The organism is Roseburia sp. OM02-15 (assembly GCF_003481835.1).
GTDB lineage: Bacteria > Bacillota > Clostridia > Lachnospirales > Lachnospiraceae > Eubacterium_I > Eubacterium_I ramulus_A.
This window is the reverse complement of sequence record NZ_QULX01000010.1, coordinates 35,920-53,223: the sequence shown is the minus strand read 5'-3', so window position 1 is coordinate 53,223 and position 17,304 is coordinate 35,920. Positions and strand designations below refer to the sequence as shown.

The following is a 17,304-nucleotide window of genomic DNA, read 5'->3' as shown; positions in this document are numbered from 1 at the left end:
ATAAACCCACCACAAAGAGGAGGAGGAGAGAACATGGAGAATAACAAGCGTAAGCGATGGCAAAACGGTAAAGTGCTCATGGCAGGTGTTTTGTCAGCTGCAATGATCCTGCAGCCAATGACAGTTTTGGCAGCAGATACGCAAGCAGATGAGACTGAGAAAAAAGTGGTTCCAAGTGAAGCAGAGATTGCAGCAAATGATGACATTTTGTATGTTGCGAACTGTGGTACGGCAGATCCGACAGTGACACCTTCTGATACGAAGTTGGGACTTTATCAGTCTAACGTGGATCAGGAAAAAAGAGCAGATGCTACAACTGGATATACCTGGGGTTATGTAAAAGATGACAATAACGGTTATCAGGCGTGGGCATCATCTACAGACCAAACGGTAAGTACATCACAATTGCTTAATTCAGCGTGGTATATGCCATCTTCAGGATGGACATACGATGCAGCAAACAGTGGATTCAAATATGATTTTGAATTGCCGGATCGTGCAAATAAGAGTACCAAGTATGAGGTAACAGTCGGCCTTCGTGTTCCTGCATGGTGGGATAATCGAAGTGTTGATATTGATCTGGAAGATCAACAGGTAGGTTCACAGATTTATTTAAAAGGAAAGACATCCACAGGTGCTACGGTAGAGAAAACTTATGATGTAGATGTTACAGATGGAGAATTAAATGTAAAAGTTTACAATTCCAAGAGAAGTAGTGCTGCGGAAGATCCGATGGTCAGCTATATCATTGTTAAGGCAGTAACAGATGACGTGGATCAGTTAGAAGTACTGAAATTAGCAGTAAAAGAATATCAGGATAAATATGACAATTCTGATGTGATTTATACAGAAAAGTCAAAGAAGACATTTGAGGATGCACTTGCAGCAGCCCAGAAGTTGATTGATGATAATGAAACAGATGAGACTGTGCTTGCAAATGCAAAAGAAGCACTTATCGCAGCATACGATGCACTGGTAGAAGCACATATAGAGAACTATACTTCTTTTACCGGTACAAATGCAGACCGTATTTACGATGACAACGGTGTGGCAGTTCAGGCACATGGTGGTCAGGTACAGAAGATCGGTGATACTTATTACTGGATCGGTGAGGACAGAACCAATGGCTACAGACCAATGCCGGGTGTACATATGTATTCCTCCAAAGATCTGTACAACTGGAAAGACGAAGGTGTTGTTTTAAAAACAATGGATAGTTATGACCAGTTTGAAACAGATGATTATTTCAAGAGTCTGTACGGCAATTTGACTGATGAACAGAAGAAAGATATCTACGTTGACCTCTGGTCCAAAGGCTGCGTTATGGAGCGTCCGAAGATGCTTTATAATGAAAAGACAGGAAAATATGTGATCTGGTTCCACGCAGATGGAACAAGTCCGTATTCTTCCGATAGCAGTTCCAACTATGCAAAAGCAAAAGCAGGTATTGCAATTGCAGATAATGTAAACGGACCATATAAACTGTTGGGAAGTTATATGCTGGCATCTGATCCGGATCGTACAAATCATGGATTCGATTCTGTGGGCGGACACGTTCGTGATATGAACTTGTTCAAAGATGATGACGGAAAAGCATATGTAATGTATTCTTCTGAAGGAAATGCAGTAATGTATATTGCAAGACTGAATGATGAGTATACAGGACTTGCAAAAGATGCATCAGAGATGAAACTGGGAGAAGATTTCTGCATCAGCAGTACCGATTCCAGAGAAGGTCCTGCCATGTTTAAGTATCAGAATAAATATTATCTGATCACATCAGGATGTACTGGATGGGCACCGAATCAAGCTGCTTATGCAGTTGCTGACAGCCCGTTAGGACCTTGGACCAGAATGGGTGATCCGTGTATTGGAGATACTTCCAGTACAACTTTTGATACACAGAGTACCTGTGTAATCCCGGTAGATGCTGAGAATGGAAAATTCATTTACATGGGAGACCGCTGGTATAATCCAGATAATGGAAAAGATCTGAGTGATTCCAGATATGTATGGCTTCCAATTGAATTTGGTGCAAATAATACAATTGCGCTTAAGAACTATGCAAACTGGACAAAAAAAGAACTGGATAACAAAGGAGCTCTTACTCTTAATACAAAACTGCCGGAAACAGCAGAAAATCTAACACAGTTAAAAGAAGTATTACCGTCGACCATTGATGTAACGATTGGAGATACCAATACACCAGATGCAAAGGTAACCTGGAGCATGGATGAAAGCGCAGGAGACCTTACACTTGGTTATGTAACTGTGACAGGTACACTGACAGATCTGAGCAGAAGCTTTACAATTCAGGTATTCTGCTGCCCGAAGAAACTGGTATATTTTGCAGACTGCTATACAAATGGAGATAATACATCCGATATTTTTGCCAAATTTGCAGAAAATGCAGATGATCTGTTGAATACCGTATCAGATCAGGCATATAGCGATGACAAAGGTGTAACATGGGGTTATACAAGTACAACAGGTGCATCCGGCGGAAGCAGTTCTGAAGATATGGGAAGCAAAGGATCTGGAGATTTCTTCGACACAGGTTGGTGGGCAACCAGCTCTGGAAAGATTGAATATGGTTTTGAACTGGATCCGGGAAAATATACCGTTTCTACAGGATTTAATGAATGGTGGAGCAGTACCAGAGGTATTACAATCACAGTTTCTTCTGTAGACGCAGAAGGCACAAAAACTGTCTTGAATACAGGAAGCGCAAGCCTTTCTTCCAGCAAGACACAGGATAGAAGCAATATTGATGTGACAGTACCGGAAGGTTCCGATCACATTCTTGTAACAGTTACAAAAGCTTCCGGTTCCGATCCGGTATTAAGCTGGATTGGTATCACTCAGACAGAAAGTAATGCTGTTGAGAGCACAAATATGGTTCAGAACGGAAGTTTTGAAAACGGAAGTGACAACTGGAGTATTGGTGAAGGAACAACTGTTGTAGAAGATGCAGAGGCTCCGGAAGGCTCACATTATCTGAAAGATAATGGAAATACACATAGCTGGGGTGACGGAAGTAGCCAGTCTGGTATTGCGGTAGAACCGGATACAGATTATATTCTTACCGGAACTGCAAAAGTTAGCGGAAACTCAGGTTCTTATTACTTTGTTGGTGCACGCGTAAAGAGCACGAGCAACACCGAGGGTAAAGAAAATTATGTTGTATATTCTTCAGACAGTGTATTGCCAGACAAAGAAGATACAGATAAAAAATTGACTGTTGGTCAGGTCGCAAATGGAACGGACTGGACATCTTTTACAGTTAAATTTACAACACCTTCAGATGCTACAACGGTAGATGCTTTTACATGGGCAGATAATGGTGCGCAGGGTTACTTAGACAAGGTAAAACTGGTAAAAGTAGAAAGCGCACTTGACTGGACAGAGTTTGATGAAACACTGGAAGCAGTAGAAGCATTAAAAGAAGCAGATTGGACAGCAGATTCCTGGAATGAATTCCAGAAAGTTGTAGAAGAAGCAAAAGCATTCAAGCAGAATGCAACTGATACAACAAAACAGCGTGAGATCCGTGAGATGATCTACAAAGTAAAAGCGGCACAGGAGGAATTAATCTCCATCAATGAGCCGACTGGTGATGTGGCTTACTATGTAGATGCAGAAAATGGTAATGATGATAACGATGGAACATCTCCAGAGACAGCATGGAAGACATTAAGAAAAGCTTCTTCTATCCGCAAACTTACCGCAGGTGGCAAAATCTTACTGAAAGCAGGATGCACATGGAATGGTGAGCAGTTACTTGTTAAAAATGCAGAAGGTACTGCAGAAAATCCGGTTGTTATCGGAAGCTATGGTGAAGGTGCAAAACCTGTCATCAACGGTAACGGTGCAAACTGGACTTATGCTACAAAAGAAGATCTGGCAGCCGTTCATATCAAGAACAGCCAGAATATCGTAGTAGAGAATCTGGATATTACAAACTGGGATGCATCTGCAGGTGAGATTGGAACTTACAAACAGAGCAGCAAGCTGTTATCCGGTCTGGTAGTAGAAAACCGCGATGCAGGAGAACTTGCAAATGTAACAATTCGAAATAATAAGATCCATGATGTCAATGGTAAGATGGCAGGTGGAGCAGATAAAGGTGCAGGCGGACTGATCGTTCTGGTAACAGGCGATGGCAGCAACCACACCGGAAAAGTAGAATCTTACTACGCAGGATTAACGATTGACGGAAACGAAGTTTACAATGTTTGCCACGAGGCAATCTATATGGAGAGCGTATGGGCAAGCCGTACACTGGTTGGTGGAAGCAGCAGTGACACCGGATACCAGAATGCCGGAAATGGTAACTGGATCGGAAGCAGTGATGTAGAGATCAACAACAACTATGTACATGATGTAGCTGGTGATGGTATTGTACCGATCAACACAACAGATGCAACGGTAGAGTACAACCTGATCGACAATTCTGCAGACAGCAACTGGGATTACAGTGCAAACCCGAACCATGCAGCACTTTGGTCATGGGATAGCAACAATGTAACTTTCCGTTACAATGAAGCATTTAATACATCTGAACATTCTATCGGTTCCGCAGTAGGAAACGACAGTATGGCATTTGACTTTGACTATGGCGTACAGAACTGTGTATATGAGTACAACTACAGCCATGACAATCTGGGCGGATTCCTGATGCTTTGCCCGGGACCGGGAGCATCTGTAAACAACATTGCACGTTACAATGTCAGCGTAAATGACGGTAAATACGATGGTGCACCAATGATCCGTATGGGAACTGGTAAATATGGTTCTCTTGGTATCCAGATTTACAATAACAGCATGTACTGGGAGAACAATGGTGGTTACACCATGGCTCTGACACCGGATTCCGCATGGGAAGGAACAAGCATCAAAGATGTAACTGTATTTAACAATATTTTCTATGGACCGGCAAAAGCAAATAGCATGAGTTCTAAAGTATCTTATGCAAACAACCTGGTATATAGTAATGATGGAAGTGCACAGAATGTATACAAAGCAAATGCAAATGATGAAAATGCAGTTTATGCAGATCCGAAATTTGTAAATACAGAAGATTTTACAACTGGAACATGGGCAGATGGCAAGACAACACTTGGAACTGTAGACGGATTCAAGATTCAGGAAGATTCCCCGGCAATTGATGCTGGTAGAGCACTTCCGGAAGCACCATCTTACACAGATGATACACTTGGTAAAGAGCTTGTTAAGAATGAAGCTGCAATTCCAACCGTAGATTACTATGGAACAGCACTTAGCGATGGAAAAATCGATATTGGTGCAAATGAGGTAATTACAAAAGAAACTTCTGCAAGAAATGAAATTGCTGCATATATCGAGGCTCAGAATGAAGTAATCAGCAAGCTGGCAGGATTAAGTGCAGATGAGATCAGCGATTACCAGAGCCAGGTAAGCAATGTCGCAGACGAGGTAGAAGTAGATCTCAAGAACGATCCGGAAGGTGCAGTTGAGATCGCCAAGGCACTGATTGATGACATCGTAGCAAAAGCAAAAGCAGCATCTGAAGAAAATCAGAAACCGATCGAGACACATCCGGATGGACTTGCAGACAGCAAGGCAGCAGACGGCAACTGGTACTACTACAAAGATAACAAGATTGCTACAGACGTAACAACCGTTGCGAAAAATGTAAATGGTTGGTATTATGTAAGAGATGGAAAAGTAGATTTCAAATATAATGGATTTGCTTCCAATGAGCATGGTGACTGGTATGTAGTAGACGGAACCGTTAAATTTAACGTAAACGATGTGATCAAAGACACAACCGGAGCATTAGGCAAAGGAAATTGGTATTATGTAGTGGACAGCAAAGTTACTTACACAAATACCGTAGCTAAGAATGCAAACGGCTGGTGGAAGATTACAAACGGAAAAGTAGATTTCAATTACACCGGAATAGCAAAGAACCAGAATGGCTGGTGGAGAATTGTAGACGGTAAAGTTGATTTCAATTGCAATAGTGTAGAGAAGAACGAAAACGGCTGGTGGTACATCCGCGGCGGAAAAGTAGACTTCAGCTACACAGGAATTGCAAAGAATGCAAACGGCTGGTGGAGAATTGTCGATGGTAAAGTTGACTTCAACTGCAACAGTGTAGAGAAGAACAAAAACGGCTGGTGGTACATCCGCGGCGGAAAAGTAGATTTCAGCTACACAGGAGTTGCAAAGAATGCAAATGGCTGGTGGAGAATTGAAAACGGCAAAGTAAACTTCAACTTCAACGGTATCGCATTGAACGAAAACGGCTGGTGGTATCTCCGCGATGGTAAGGTAGATTTCTCTTATAATGGTTATACCAGATATAATGGAATTAACTATCATATCGTAAACGGAAAAGTAGTTGGCTAGATACAGTCATACGAAAGTAATATTTGACAGGAGTTTTATATGTTAGGAATGAAAAAGAGAACTCCTGCAGGACATGCGGCAGTGGGGATAATCCTCACTGCCGCATTGCTTTTTGCAGGTGGATGCGGGACAAATACACAGAATCAGACAGCGGGATCAACGGTGTCGGAACAGACCTCTGAATTGACATCGGAGCAGGCATCGGAACAAGGTTCAGGCAAAATTGCGAAATATGTGCCAACAAAAGCAGATGAAGTACAAAACCCGGTGTTGTATCTGGATGGAGATCCTGTTTCACAGGAAGAATATGCGATGCTGGCGCAGCAGTATAAAAACCAGATCATGATGAAATATTCTACGGATCAGGTCAACCAGCCGGATTTCTGGACGACAGAGATCGACGGAGAGACACCTGCGGATGCGCTGGCAGCAATCGTGCAGGACAAATTACAGGAATACTATGCCATCAAACATCTGGCTGTGGTAGAACAGGTGACGGATGATTACACCTATGCAGATCTGACTGATAAAATGGAGCAGGAAAATACTTCCCGTGGGGACGATTCTAATAATGATACGACTTATGGATTGAATAATTTTGACATGAGTACATATTACAGCTACTGGTATTCAAATCTGCAGACACAGCTTACCAATGCTCTGACAGCAGATAGTGTAAAAGCCTCAGATGCCGACTGTAAGAAGTATTATTCGGAGCATTTGACGGATTTTACATATACGGATGACGTACAGATTTTGTATGCAGAGATTACGCAGCAGAATACGGATCAGGTTGTGGAAGCGGAAGCCAAGGGGAAAGAACTGGCAGAGGCAATGCAGAAAGCTACCAATGAAGATGATCTGCAAAATATCACTTACGCGGATGTACAGGCACTGGAACTGAATTCTCTCGATACGCAGGAAGGCATGAGTGGCGTGTACCGGAATCGTTGGGAGATCGCAAAAGGATTATCCGCAGGGGAAGTATACGGTCCTTACGAAGATAGTGGAAAAATCTGTGTTATGAAATGTATCGAAAAAGAAGCCGATGGTCAGATTGCATATGAAAATGTGAAAGATCAGATCGTACGTTATCTGCAGGTGCAGCAAGTGGATCAGATGATTCAGGACGAAAAGGATGGCATGCAGGTGACCGCGGGAACGATTTCCGTGCAGGATGCCATTGTGCAGGCGTTCAACTAGAATGAGGAGATTTCCGGCGATGAAGGTATAGATTCATCTCAGTCTGAGTTGAATTTGAATTACCCTACAAAGAAAGGAGGTGAACATTCCTGTATACATTATAATGTCGTCTGAAAACGAAACTCTCCCGTTGAGGCAAAAAATCCATAAATTCCATGGTATTTTTCCACAACAGAGATCATGCTCTGCACGCCGATTCCATGTTCGGCGCGATGTGAGATCGGAATGTCATTTTCAAACACCGGTTCTTTACCGTAGCTGTTTGCCATGTTGATACAGAGCTGATGATTTTTCTCATAGATCTTCAACCGGATATAACGGGCGTTTGGATCGGTGATCTCTGCACAGGAATGGATCGCATTTTCCAGTGCATTTGCCAGGAGACTGCACAGATCCGGAATCTGAAATCTGGAAAAATCAGTGGCAGTTACAGATACAATGGTCTGAATATTCTGCTCTGTGGCTTTCTCCAGATAAGAAGATAAGATCAGGTTAAGAGCTTTGTCCTGACAGTACTTTTTCACTGGGATTTTATCCAGATCATCGCAGATCTCTTTCATATACTGCATTGCCTGCTCCAGCTGGTTTTCCCGGATACATTCCTGAAGGAAATGAAGGTGGTGGCGCAGGTCGTGTCGGTAGATGGAAGATTTTTTATCTGCCAGAGACAGCTGCGCAATCTCTTTTTGTGCCTGAGCAGCAGCGGTATTCAAAAGCAGATTTTCCCGTTCTGCCTGATTCCTCTGACTGGAAAATTCAATAGTCAGAATCGACAGGATAAAATACAAAAGCACAAGAAAACTGTCCATAAAATCAATGATAACCGGACCGCCGGTGTACATCAGATCTGTATACACAGTAAAAGCGTATTCCAGAATGTAGTAGGACAACGGAAGCAGCAGGAACAGTGTCAGAATGGTCTTGTTTTCGTGCTTTAATTTTATGATATGGGGTGCCATATATTTTACGACAAGGAACAGAAGCGGCAGTGTTACAATGATCGTTGCCGCATCGGCAATCAATGGATCATAATCAAAAAAGCTGGATACAAATGTGCCTACCCATTTTCGCGGAGTACACATCAGATAGGCAGACAAAACTGCCACCATGGAAACGTAAATGCTTTTTTTCAGTCCAAAATAAATAAGCAGGATCAGTGGCAGATGGATCAGCAGCGGGTACCACTGATATAATCGATTCTCCCCAAGTACCAGGTAAAAGATTACCTGCCCGATGCCAAAACAAAGGTAAGACAGCAGATACGTTTTGCGATGCTTCCGAAAAGAAATATCTGCCAGACATAAGGATGCAGTAATGCCAAAAAACAGTACAAACGCGTAATTGATGAGATTTAAGGTGTTTGGCAGGTTTGTCATGGCATTTCCTCCATTTGAAAGGCGAGATAATGTTTTCGGATCTCTGCAACTCTTCGTTGTGCCAGAGGCAGAAGCGTTCCGTTCTGAAGCTGCATATCCGAAGTGCTGATCAGGCGGATATAATTCATATTTACCAGAAATGAACGGTGCGCCAGAATAAATTCCGGGTATTGTAACAGCTGGTCACAGACGGGGGAAAAACGGTCTGTGCAAACAATTTCTTCTCCGTTTGCAAGGTAATAAAGTACTTTCCTTCCCTGTGCTTCCACATACATAAGCTGATTTAACGGGATTTTATGTACACCGATATTGCTTTTCAGAACAAGAGATCTGCCCTGTTCCTGATCCCGTTTTTCCCGGATTTCATCCAATGACTGATAAAAGCGGTCAGGCACAATTGGTTTCATCAGATAATTGGTTGCTTTAACCGTATAACTTTCTACCGCGTATTCAGGAGAGGTAGTAAGAAAAATAATGTCCGCGGCTTTGTCGAAGCTGCGGATTTCTTTTGCCAGCTCCATACCAGTGATTTCCGGCATAATGATATCTAACAGATACAGATCGTATTGCGTTTCGGAAAGAGTGTCTGCCAACTTACGGCTATCGTGAAACGGGCAGATGGTAAATGTCACATGCTGCTGTGCCTGATAACTGTCCAGCAGTGACAATATATGGGATAGCTCCTGTCTGTCATCATCACAGATTGCGATTTTCATCTTTACCCTCCTTTTGTTAATCGTATTTAGTACCATATATTTATGGTGAATATCCCCTACAGCAAGTAAGGAATAGGAATCATCTATTTGTTGCTTAAGTTAATTCTTGCTTAAGTTAAATTATACGCGTAGCAGGGATAAAAAGCTACTGGCTTTCTCTGTCATTCATGCACAAAAATACGTCATTCGTGTAAAATGGGGATTACAGTTCGCACGTGTCATTCACAAAATGCGTTTTATCTCAGTCTGAGTTGAGACTCCCACTTCTGCAAGTGGTGAGTAGTAACAAGTATTTCTCAGTGGGAGTTCAATCTCCGACTGAGATAAATGCTCCGCGAGGGCGCACATTGTCTGGGAGACAATGGGTTTGCGCCGACTGGAACGGAGTGTACAGTGCAGTGATTCTGAAAAGAAGATGTCAGCTTGCGCTGACCAGAATCACGCACCAAGTCTCACGTGCGTTCGACTTGAAATGTAAACATGCGGTTCTTGATTTGCTTACGGGACTTCGGTATAATGAGCATAACCACGAAAAAGTATCCGTACGCAAAAGACTAACAGTGTTAGTTGAAAATTTTGCATATGATAATTGGTGAGAATTTAGATTTTTAGAAAAATGTACAATAAAACCAGAAGGGAAAGAAATCAGAAAGGAACTTTATGGAGAACGAAACACAGACACCGCACAAGCGACGTGTGCGTTATAAAGGAAAATATCCAAAGAAATTTGAGGAAAAATACAAAGAATTACAACCGGAAAAATATCAGGATACCATTGAGCATGTCATCCGAAAGGGTAATACGCCTGCGGGCATGCACATTTCTATTATGGTAAAAGAGATACTGGATTTTCTGGAGATCAAACCGGGACAGGTTGGTTTTGATGCGACTTTAGGTTATGGCGGTCATACAAAGGCGATGATGCAGTGCCTTCAGGGAGAAGGTCATATGTACGCCACGGATGTAGATCCGGAAGAATCTGCAAAGACCAGAAAACGTCTGGCAGAGCAGGGATTTGGTGAGGACATGCTGACCGTAAAATTGCAGAATTTCTGCACCATTGATGAGATCGCAAAAGAAGTCGGTGGTTTTGACTTTATTCTGGCAGACCTTGGCGTGTCTTCCATGCAGATCGACAATCCAAAGCGTGGTTTTTCTTACAAGGTAGACGGACCGCTGGATCTGCGTTTGAATCAGGAAAAAGGAATCAGTGCGGCAGAACGTCTGGACAATATTTCTTTTGAAGAGCTGGCGGGCATGTTGGATGAAAATTCCGATGAGCCGTATTGTGAGGAGATCGCAGAGGCAATCGTGAAGGAAATTCGCAGGGGAAACCGAATCGATACAACGACAAAACTGCGGCAGGTCATTGAGAAAACATTGGAATTTTTGCCGGAAAAAGAGCGTAAAGATACGGTGAAAAAGACCTGCCAGAGAGTTTTCCAGGCACTTCGCATTGACGTAAACCGGGAATTTGAAGTGCTGTATGAATTTATGGAAAAACTTCCGGGAGCTTTAAAACCGGGTGGACGTGTGGCAATTCTGACCTTCCATTCCGGGGAGGACCGTCTGGTGAAGAAAGCCTTAAAGGATGGGTATAAGACTGGTATTTATGCGGATTACGCGAAGGATGTCATTCGTCCGTCCGCACAGGAATGTGCACAGAATGGACGTGCCCGTTCCACAAAAATGCGTTGGGCGATCCGGTCAGATATGGAAATTTAGATAAAATGTGAAATGAGTAGAAAAGCAGTTATTTTTTGCTGCATTTTAGAAGGAGATTCATCAGAAATTTTTGGAATCTCAAGTATAAGATTAATAGGTGTATATCAGATGGGAGATGACTCCCACCTCTATAGGTGGTGAGAAACAAGCTAGTATCAGTGGTGGGAGCCAATCCCCCATCTGATATAGCCTCCGACAGGATTACAAAGGTGCGCAGTTGAAGTATGTCATGCAATTGCATGACGCGCACCTCGCAACAAGAATGCCGGAGCATTCTTGAAATTAGGTTTAGTCAGTTTAGAAAGAAGAGAATAGCGTGAAGAAAAATAAGTATGAGATTGATATGTGCAATGGCACGATCATGGATAAACTGATCTCCTTTGCACTTCCATTGATGTTGTCAGGCGTCTTGCAGCTCATGTTCAACGCAGTGGATATTATTGTAGTGGGAAGATTCAGCGGAAGTCAGGCGCTGGCAGCGGTAGGTTCTACGACAGCGCTGATCGCAGTTTTTACAAATTTATTTATTGGAATTTCACTGGGGGCAAATGTACTGGCTGCCCGTTTCTATGCGGCAGGTCGTGACAAAGAAATGTCAGAAACGGTACATACGGCAATTATGCTGGCGCTGATCAGTGGAATCGTGATGGCATTTGTCGGCGTGATCTTTGCAAAAGGGGCACTGGAATTGATGGGAACACCGGATGATGTCATCAATTTATCCACGTTATATATGCGGATTTATTTCTGTGGAATGCCGTTTTTTATGTTGTACAACTATGGTGCAGCGATTCTGCGTGCGGTGGGAGATACGAAGCGGCCGCTGATCTTTTTGCTGATCTCCGGTTGTATGAATGCGGCATTGAATCTGCTGCTTGTCATCAAATTTGATATGGGCGTGGCAGGTGTCGGCATTGCGACCGTTATTTCACAGCTGATCTCCTGTGTACTGGTTTTGCGGTGTCTGCATAATACGGACAGCAGCTATCGACTGTATTTTTCAAAATTGAAGATCAAAAAAGCATATATGCTGCAGATTTTTCAGGTTGGAATCCCGGCGGGAATCCAGAGTACTGTTATTAATCTGTCAAATGTATTGCTGCAGTCATCCGTAAACTCTTTTGGTTCTACAGCGATGGCAGGTTACACGGCGGCAAACAACCTGTTTGGATTTTTGTATGTATCCGTCAACTCTGTGACACAGGCGTGCATGAGTTTTACAAGTCAGAATTACGGTGTTGGAAAACTGAAACGAATGGATCGTGTGCTGCGTGACTGCATCATTCTGACGGTGAGTGTGTCACTGGTGATTGGTGTCGGCGTGTATGTGTTTGGACCGGAGATTCTGCAGATTTACACGACGGATCCGGATGTAATTCAGTGTGCGATGGAGATTTTGCTGTATACAACGGTAACGTATTTCTTCTGCGGTCTGATGGATTTGTTCCCGGGCGCGCTGCGCGGCATGGGGCATTCTGCGGTGCCGATGATCCTGTCTGTTATTGGAACGGTAGGAACGCGAATCTTATGGATTTACGGTATTTTCCCGACACACAGATCCCTGTCAATTTTATTTATTTCTTATCCGGCGTCATGGATTCTGACGATCATCATGCAGGTGATCTGCTTCTATTTTGTAAGACGGCATGTGCATCGGACACATAAAGATACAGAGAGTCTGGCAGAAGCATAGATAAAAATGTAGGAAAACGGATTGTCGAACAGGAGCAGGCAGGAAATACAAGAGCGGAATGAAGAAAATACTTGCCTGCATTGCTGAAGATAAATATATTTCTGCTTTTATTAGAATAATTTTCTTCCATTTTCACATAATAGCATTACAAGCAAAATATGGCATGTGAAGAAAGAACATCCATGCACACGAATCATGGAGGAAAAATATGAAAGCAACAGGAATTGTACGGCGGATCGATGACCTTGGGCGTATCGTTATTCCGAAAGAAATCCGAAGAACCCTGCGTATCCGGGAGGGCGACCCGTTGGAGATTTTTACAGATCAAAACGGGGCAATCGTGTTGAAAAAGTATTCTCCAATCGGAGATCTGAGTACGTTTGCGGGGCAATATGCACAGGGACTTGCGGCGGCATCAGGAAGTCTGGTCTGCGTGATGGATCGGGATCATATCATTGCGGCAGCTGGAAATGGGAAAAAGAATTATGACGGAAAGCCGGTCAGTCGGGAACTGGAACAATTTATTGAATCACGGGGGTGTCAGGTGACAGGTGCGCAGGAAAAAGAGTGCCGGAAGCTGACACTTGACGATAATATGCAGTATCAGACGCAGGCGCTGGCAACAATCATCTGTGAGGGAGATGCCATTGGTGCGGTGGCATTGTGCAGTGCGGAAATGCCGGATCATGTCGGAGAAGTGCAAGGAAAGCTGGCGCAGGCGGCAGCGGTGTTTCTGGCGAAACAGGTGGAACAGTAAATCTTGTCTGTCTGTGTAAATGGAACAAGTTAGAAAAAACTCCAAGGCAAGGCGGTAGACTGATTTCCGTTATCGGAGCGAGCATAGCCCGACCGCGGGAGTGTGTTTGAGGCAACAGCTGTTTTTGCTGTTGGCAAGTTCGCGGAAGCGGTCGGAGATAGGCGGCGCAGCGAAGATAGGAAATCGGTCGTGCCTGCATTGGAGTTTTTTCAAACTTGTTCCCTAAACGACAAACAAGAATTTCCTTAAAACAAGAAAAACAGTGTTATTTTTAAATTGTTTTATAACAAAAGATGTGCTCTTTGTGTTAGTATAAAATACGAACAAACATTTGGTATGGTCTTACAGACGTTTTTAAGGAGATAACTATTTTATGAAATTTATACATATCGCAGATGTGCATCTGGGCGTCACACCGGACGCAGGAATGCCCTGGAGTGAGACACGCAGCCGGGACATCTGGAATAGTTTTCGTTTTATGATCGAGCAGGCGCGCAGACAGCAGGCAGATCTGCTTTTGATCGCGGGAGATTTGTTTCACCGGCAGCCGTTAAAGCGGGAATTAAAAGAGATTGCGGCATGGTTTGCAGAAATCCCGGATACGGAAATCGTATTGATCGCGGGAAACCATGATTATCTGCATCCGAAGTCTTATTATCGCAGCTTTGAATGGCCGGAGAATGTACATTTTATTGGAACGCGGGATCTGTCAGCCGTTTCTCTGGAGCGGATTCACACCACTGTATGGGGATGCAGTTTTTGGAATCAGGAAGATACCAGAGCGGTATATCATAGAGATATTTTGCAAAAAGTGTTGCAGAATGCGAATACGGTGAAAAATCATCGAGAGGCAGAGTATGATGTGCCATTCATGCGTGGAACAGGAGCATTTGAGCGATTCGCAGATTCAGGACAGGTAGATCACAGGCGGAGAAATTTTCAGATCCTGCTTGGACACGGCGGCGATGACAGACATCATCCATTTCGTGCAAATGACATCGCAGAAGCTGGATTTGACTATGCGGCTTTCGGTCATATTCACAAAGTGGCGCAACTGATTCCGGGAAAAGTGGTGATGGCGGGTTCTCTGGAACCCACAGACTGTAATGATTTCGGTCCACACGGATTCTGGATGGGGGAACTGACAGAACGTGGCACATCCGTTTCTTTTTATCCGATCAAAAAATGTGAATACATTCAGCAGGAAATCAATGTGACACCGGAACTGTCTGCCTATGCGGTGTCAGAACTGGTGCGGCAAGAATTGCAGAGTCGGAAGCCGTATCAGATCTCACATGTTATTTTGCGCGGATATCGTGATGCAGAGACAGAGCTGCCATTGGATGAAATCGCAGAGATGGAGCGTGTAGTGCGCGTGGTGGATGAGACAGAACCGGATTATCAGTTTGACCTGTTAAAACAGAAATACGACGGCACGTTACTGCAAAAATATATCGAAGTGATGGAGCAATGCCCGAATCTGGAATTACGGAAAAAAGCATTGTATTACGGCGTTCAGGCAATGCTGGATACCGCAGAAGAAGGGCGGGAGAGGATAGGATGATCATCAGACAGGCAGAGATTCAAAAATTTGGCAAACTGGAAAAGGAGCAGTATCGTTTTTCCCCGCAGATCAATATCATCTATGGTCCGAACGAATCTGGAAAAAGTACCTTAATGCAGTTTCTGAAGGCGATGATGTATGGGTTGGAGAAAAGCCGGGTTCGAAAAACGCTGGATACTTATAAAAAATATGAACCCTGGGATGCGCCGGCGTATTTTGCCGGTTCCATAGTTTTTGAGACCGGGGAACAGCAGTTTCTTCTGGAACGCAATTTTTATTATAAAGAAAAAAGTACACGTCTGGTAAACATTCGTGACGGAGAAGAACTTTCGGTGGAATGCGGAGATCTGGATATGCTGCTTGGAAATGTCAGCGCCGGTGCTTACGAAAATACCTTTTGTATCGGTCAGGAACAATCAGTACCGGGACGCGAGCTTGGGGTGCTTCTGGAGGATGAGCGCAGCAATCTGGCGCAGACCGGAAGCGGTGATTTTTCATTATCAAAGGCATTGCAGAATCTGGAACAGAAGCGGAAAAGCAAAGAAAAACAGAAAAAGGAGCTGGAACAGCAGCGACTGGCGGATATCCGACAACTGGAAGTAAAACAACAGATGATGGAAGCGGATATAGCTGCCCTGAAAGCACAGCAGGAGAAACAGGGAACGCGAAAACAGAATGTGCAGGAACAGGTAAAGCAGCTAAAACAGGCGGCAGAGCCGGTGCTTTCGGAATATCGTACCGTCTGTCGGCGGGAACAGGAATTGCAGAAAGTGGTTCGACAGGTGCAGTTAAATACCGGGCGAAAGCATTTAAAGAAAGAAAAGGAGCAGCGGCAGCAGCAAAAGTCAGAACATCGTGCAGGCTTTTCTCCGCTTTTGTTACTGGGCGTTGCCGGTTTGATTCTGGCTCCGATTTTAAGGGCGTCTTTGGATGGATTTCAAAAAATAGCACCGATTTTGAATGTGATCTGTATTGCTTTCATTCTGGCGGGACTTATTTTGGCATATGGCAGACAAAAGAAAGTTCAGGAAGCGGAAACAGAAGCAGCAGAGGAAGATGCAGGAGTAGCATACGGTGATGAGGAGGTATACCAAAAGATTGCAAAGCAGCTTGCGTCGTTTCAACAGAAGAAATCTGCATTGGAACAGCAGATAGAAACCTTTCAGGAGCAGAAAAAAGCACTTCAGATGCAGGAGGCAAGGCAGGAAGGTTCCGGGGATCAGATCATTGGTCAGATACAGGAAAAAGAAGTGGAGGCTGCAAATCTGACAGAACAGCTGCAGGAACTGCAGTTTCAGACGGCGCAGGAGAAGGCAGCAGATCAGGATATTCAGGCGCTTGCGCTGGCAGCGGATACGATGCAGCGACTGGCATCTGGAATGTCAAAAACGCTGGAGCATGTGCTGAATCGGGAAATGTCGGAGATTTTATCACAGATTACCGGAAATGCACATGGGCAGCTTCAGGTTTCCGAAGAACAGGGCATCGTATTGTCGGAACATCAAAAGAGCCGTGCGCCGGAAGCCTACAGTCAGGGAACGAAGCAGCAGGCATATTTTGCCTATCGTATGGCAGCAGGAAAACTGCTAGCGAAAGAAGAAGCGTTGCCGTTTTTGCTGGATGAGGCTTTTGCAGGTTATGATACGGAGCGTCTGCGTCAGACGTTACGCTGGCTTGCCAGGCAGGAGAATCAGATTTTTCTTTTTACCTGCAGGGAGATGGAGGCAGAAGTACTGAGAGAAGAAGGAATTCCTTTTTCTGAGATACACATGTAAAAGCAGAATATGATGTACTCTCGGAGTCTTTCGAAAACGATGAATTCTGAGCGTACATTATGGAAAAAGGGTTGTATCTGTTTTTCAGATGTGATAGTATAA

The 17,304-nt window shown here is 43.9% G+C and carries 9 protein-coding genes; 7 read left to right on the top strand and 2 right to left on the bottom strand.

Annotation, left to right across the window (positions count from 1 at the left end):
* The first annotated feature begins 33 nt into the window (after positions 1 to 33).
* Positions 34 to 6,393: a family 43 glycosylhydrolase gene (locus DXB15_RS10635; RefSeq protein WP_118702941.1), complete on the top strand. Its 6,360-nt coding sequence runs from the start codon at positions 34 to 36 to the stop codon at positions 6,391 to 6,393.
* 39 nt (positions 6,394 to 6,432) lie between these two features.
* Positions 6,433 to 7,596, top strand: coding sequence for a peptidyl-prolyl cis-trans isomerase (locus tag DXB15_RS10630; RefSeq protein WP_118702940.1), 1,164 nt, complete (start codon positions 6,433 to 6,435; stop codon positions 7,594 to 7,596).
* Positions 7,597 to 7,694: 98 nt separating this feature from the next.
* On the opposite strand, the gene DXB15_RS10625 is transcribed toward DXB15_RS10630, so the two are convergent.
* On the bottom strand, positions 7,695 to 8,972 hold the full coding sequence (locus DXB15_RS10625; RefSeq protein ID WP_118702939.1) for an ATP-binding protein: 1,278 nt from the start codon (positions 8,970 to 8,972) through the stop codon (positions 7,695 to 7,697).
* The gene (locus tag DXB15_RS10620; protein WP_158582252.1) at positions 8,969 to 9,688 is read right to left on the bottom strand and encodes a LytR/AlgR family response regulator transcription factor; all 720 of its coding nucleotides are present in this window, start codon (positions 9,686 to 9,688) and stop codon (positions 8,969 to 8,971) included. The genes DXB15_RS10625 and DXB15_RS10620 overlap by 4 nt, the downstream gene beginning before the upstream one ends.
* A gap of 660 nt (positions 9,689 to 10,348) precedes the next feature.
* On the opposite strand from DXB15_RS10620, the gene rsmH reads away from it, so the two are divergent.
* The 5 genes from rsmH (at position 10,349) to DXB15_RS10595 (ending at position 17,202) form a co-directional block, all read left to right on the top strand.
* Entirely contained in the window at positions 10,349 to 11,413 is a 1,065-nt protein-coding gene (gene rsmH / locus DXB15_RS10615; RefSeq protein WP_109217039.1) for a 16S rRNA (cytosine(1402)-N(4))-methyltransferase RsmH, read from the top strand.
* A gap of 343 nt (positions 11,414 to 11,756) precedes the next feature.
* Positions 11,757 to 13,106, top strand: a complete 1,350-nt coding sequence (locus DXB15_RS10610) for an MATE family efflux transporter (protein WP_118702976.1) — start codon at positions 11,757 to 11,759, stop codon at positions 13,104 to 13,106.
* A gap of 208 nt (positions 13,107 to 13,314) precedes the next feature.
* Complete coding sequence (locus tag DXB15_RS10605; protein ID WP_118702937.1) at positions 13,315 to 13,863, top strand: stage V sporulation T C-terminal domain-containing protein; 549 nt, start codon at positions 13,315 to 13,317, stop codon at positions 13,861 to 13,863.
* A 373-nt stretch (positions 13,864 to 14,236) separates the two neighbouring features.
* Positions 14,237 to 15,427 carry a metallophosphoesterase family protein gene (locus tag DXB15_RS10600; RefSeq protein WP_109216623.1) on the top strand — a complete coding sequence of 397 codons (1,191 nt, stop codon included), beginning with the start codon at positions 14,237 to 14,239 and terminating at the stop codon, positions 15,425 to 15,427.
* Positions 15,424 to 17,202 (top strand): ATP-binding protein, encoded by a 1,779-nt coding sequence (locus DXB15_RS10595; RefSeq protein WP_158582251.1) that lies wholly within the window; start codon positions 15,424 to 15,426, stop codon positions 17,200 to 17,202. Before DXB15_RS10600 ends, DXB15_RS10595 begins: the two co-directional genes overlap by 4 nt.
* The last annotated feature ends 102 nt before the right edge of the window (positions 17,203 to 17,304 follow it).

Bases quoted from the DNA above. Each gene is read 5' to 3' on its own strand.
- DXB15_RS10625 (WP_118702939.1), bottom strand. From the start codon at position 8,972: ATGACAAACCTGCCAAACACCTTAAATCTCATCAATTACGCGTTTGTA.
- DXB15_RS10630 (WP_118702940.1), top strand. From the start codon at position 6,433: ATGTTAGGAATGAAAAAGAGAACTCCTGCAGGACATGCGGCAGTGGGG.
- rsmH (WP_109217039.1), top strand. From the start codon at position 10,349: ATGGAGAACGAAACACAGACACCGCACAAGCGACGTGTGCGTTATAAA.
- DXB15_RS10610 (WP_118702976.1), top strand. From the start codon at position 11,757: ATGTGCAATGGCACGATCATGGATAAACTGATCTCCTTTGCACTTCCA.
- DXB15_RS10595 (WP_158582251.1), top strand. From the start codon at position 15,424: ATGATCATCAGACAGGCAGAGATTCAAAAATTTGGCAAACTGGAAAAG.
- DXB15_RS10605 (WP_118702937.1), top strand. From the start codon at position 13,315: ATGAAAGCAACAGGAATTGTACGGCGGATCGATGACCTTGGGCGTATC.
- DXB15_RS10600 (WP_109216623.1), top strand. From the start codon at position 14,237: ATGAAATTTATACATATCGCAGATGTGCATCTGGGCGTCACACCGGAC.
- DXB15_RS10620 (WP_158582252.1), bottom strand. From the start codon at position 9,688: ATGAAAATCGCAATCTGTGATGATGACAGACAGGAGCTATCCCATATA.
- DXB15_RS10635 (WP_118702941.1), top strand. From the start codon at position 34: ATGGAGAATAACAAGCGTAAGCGATGGCAAAACGGTAAAGTGCTCATG.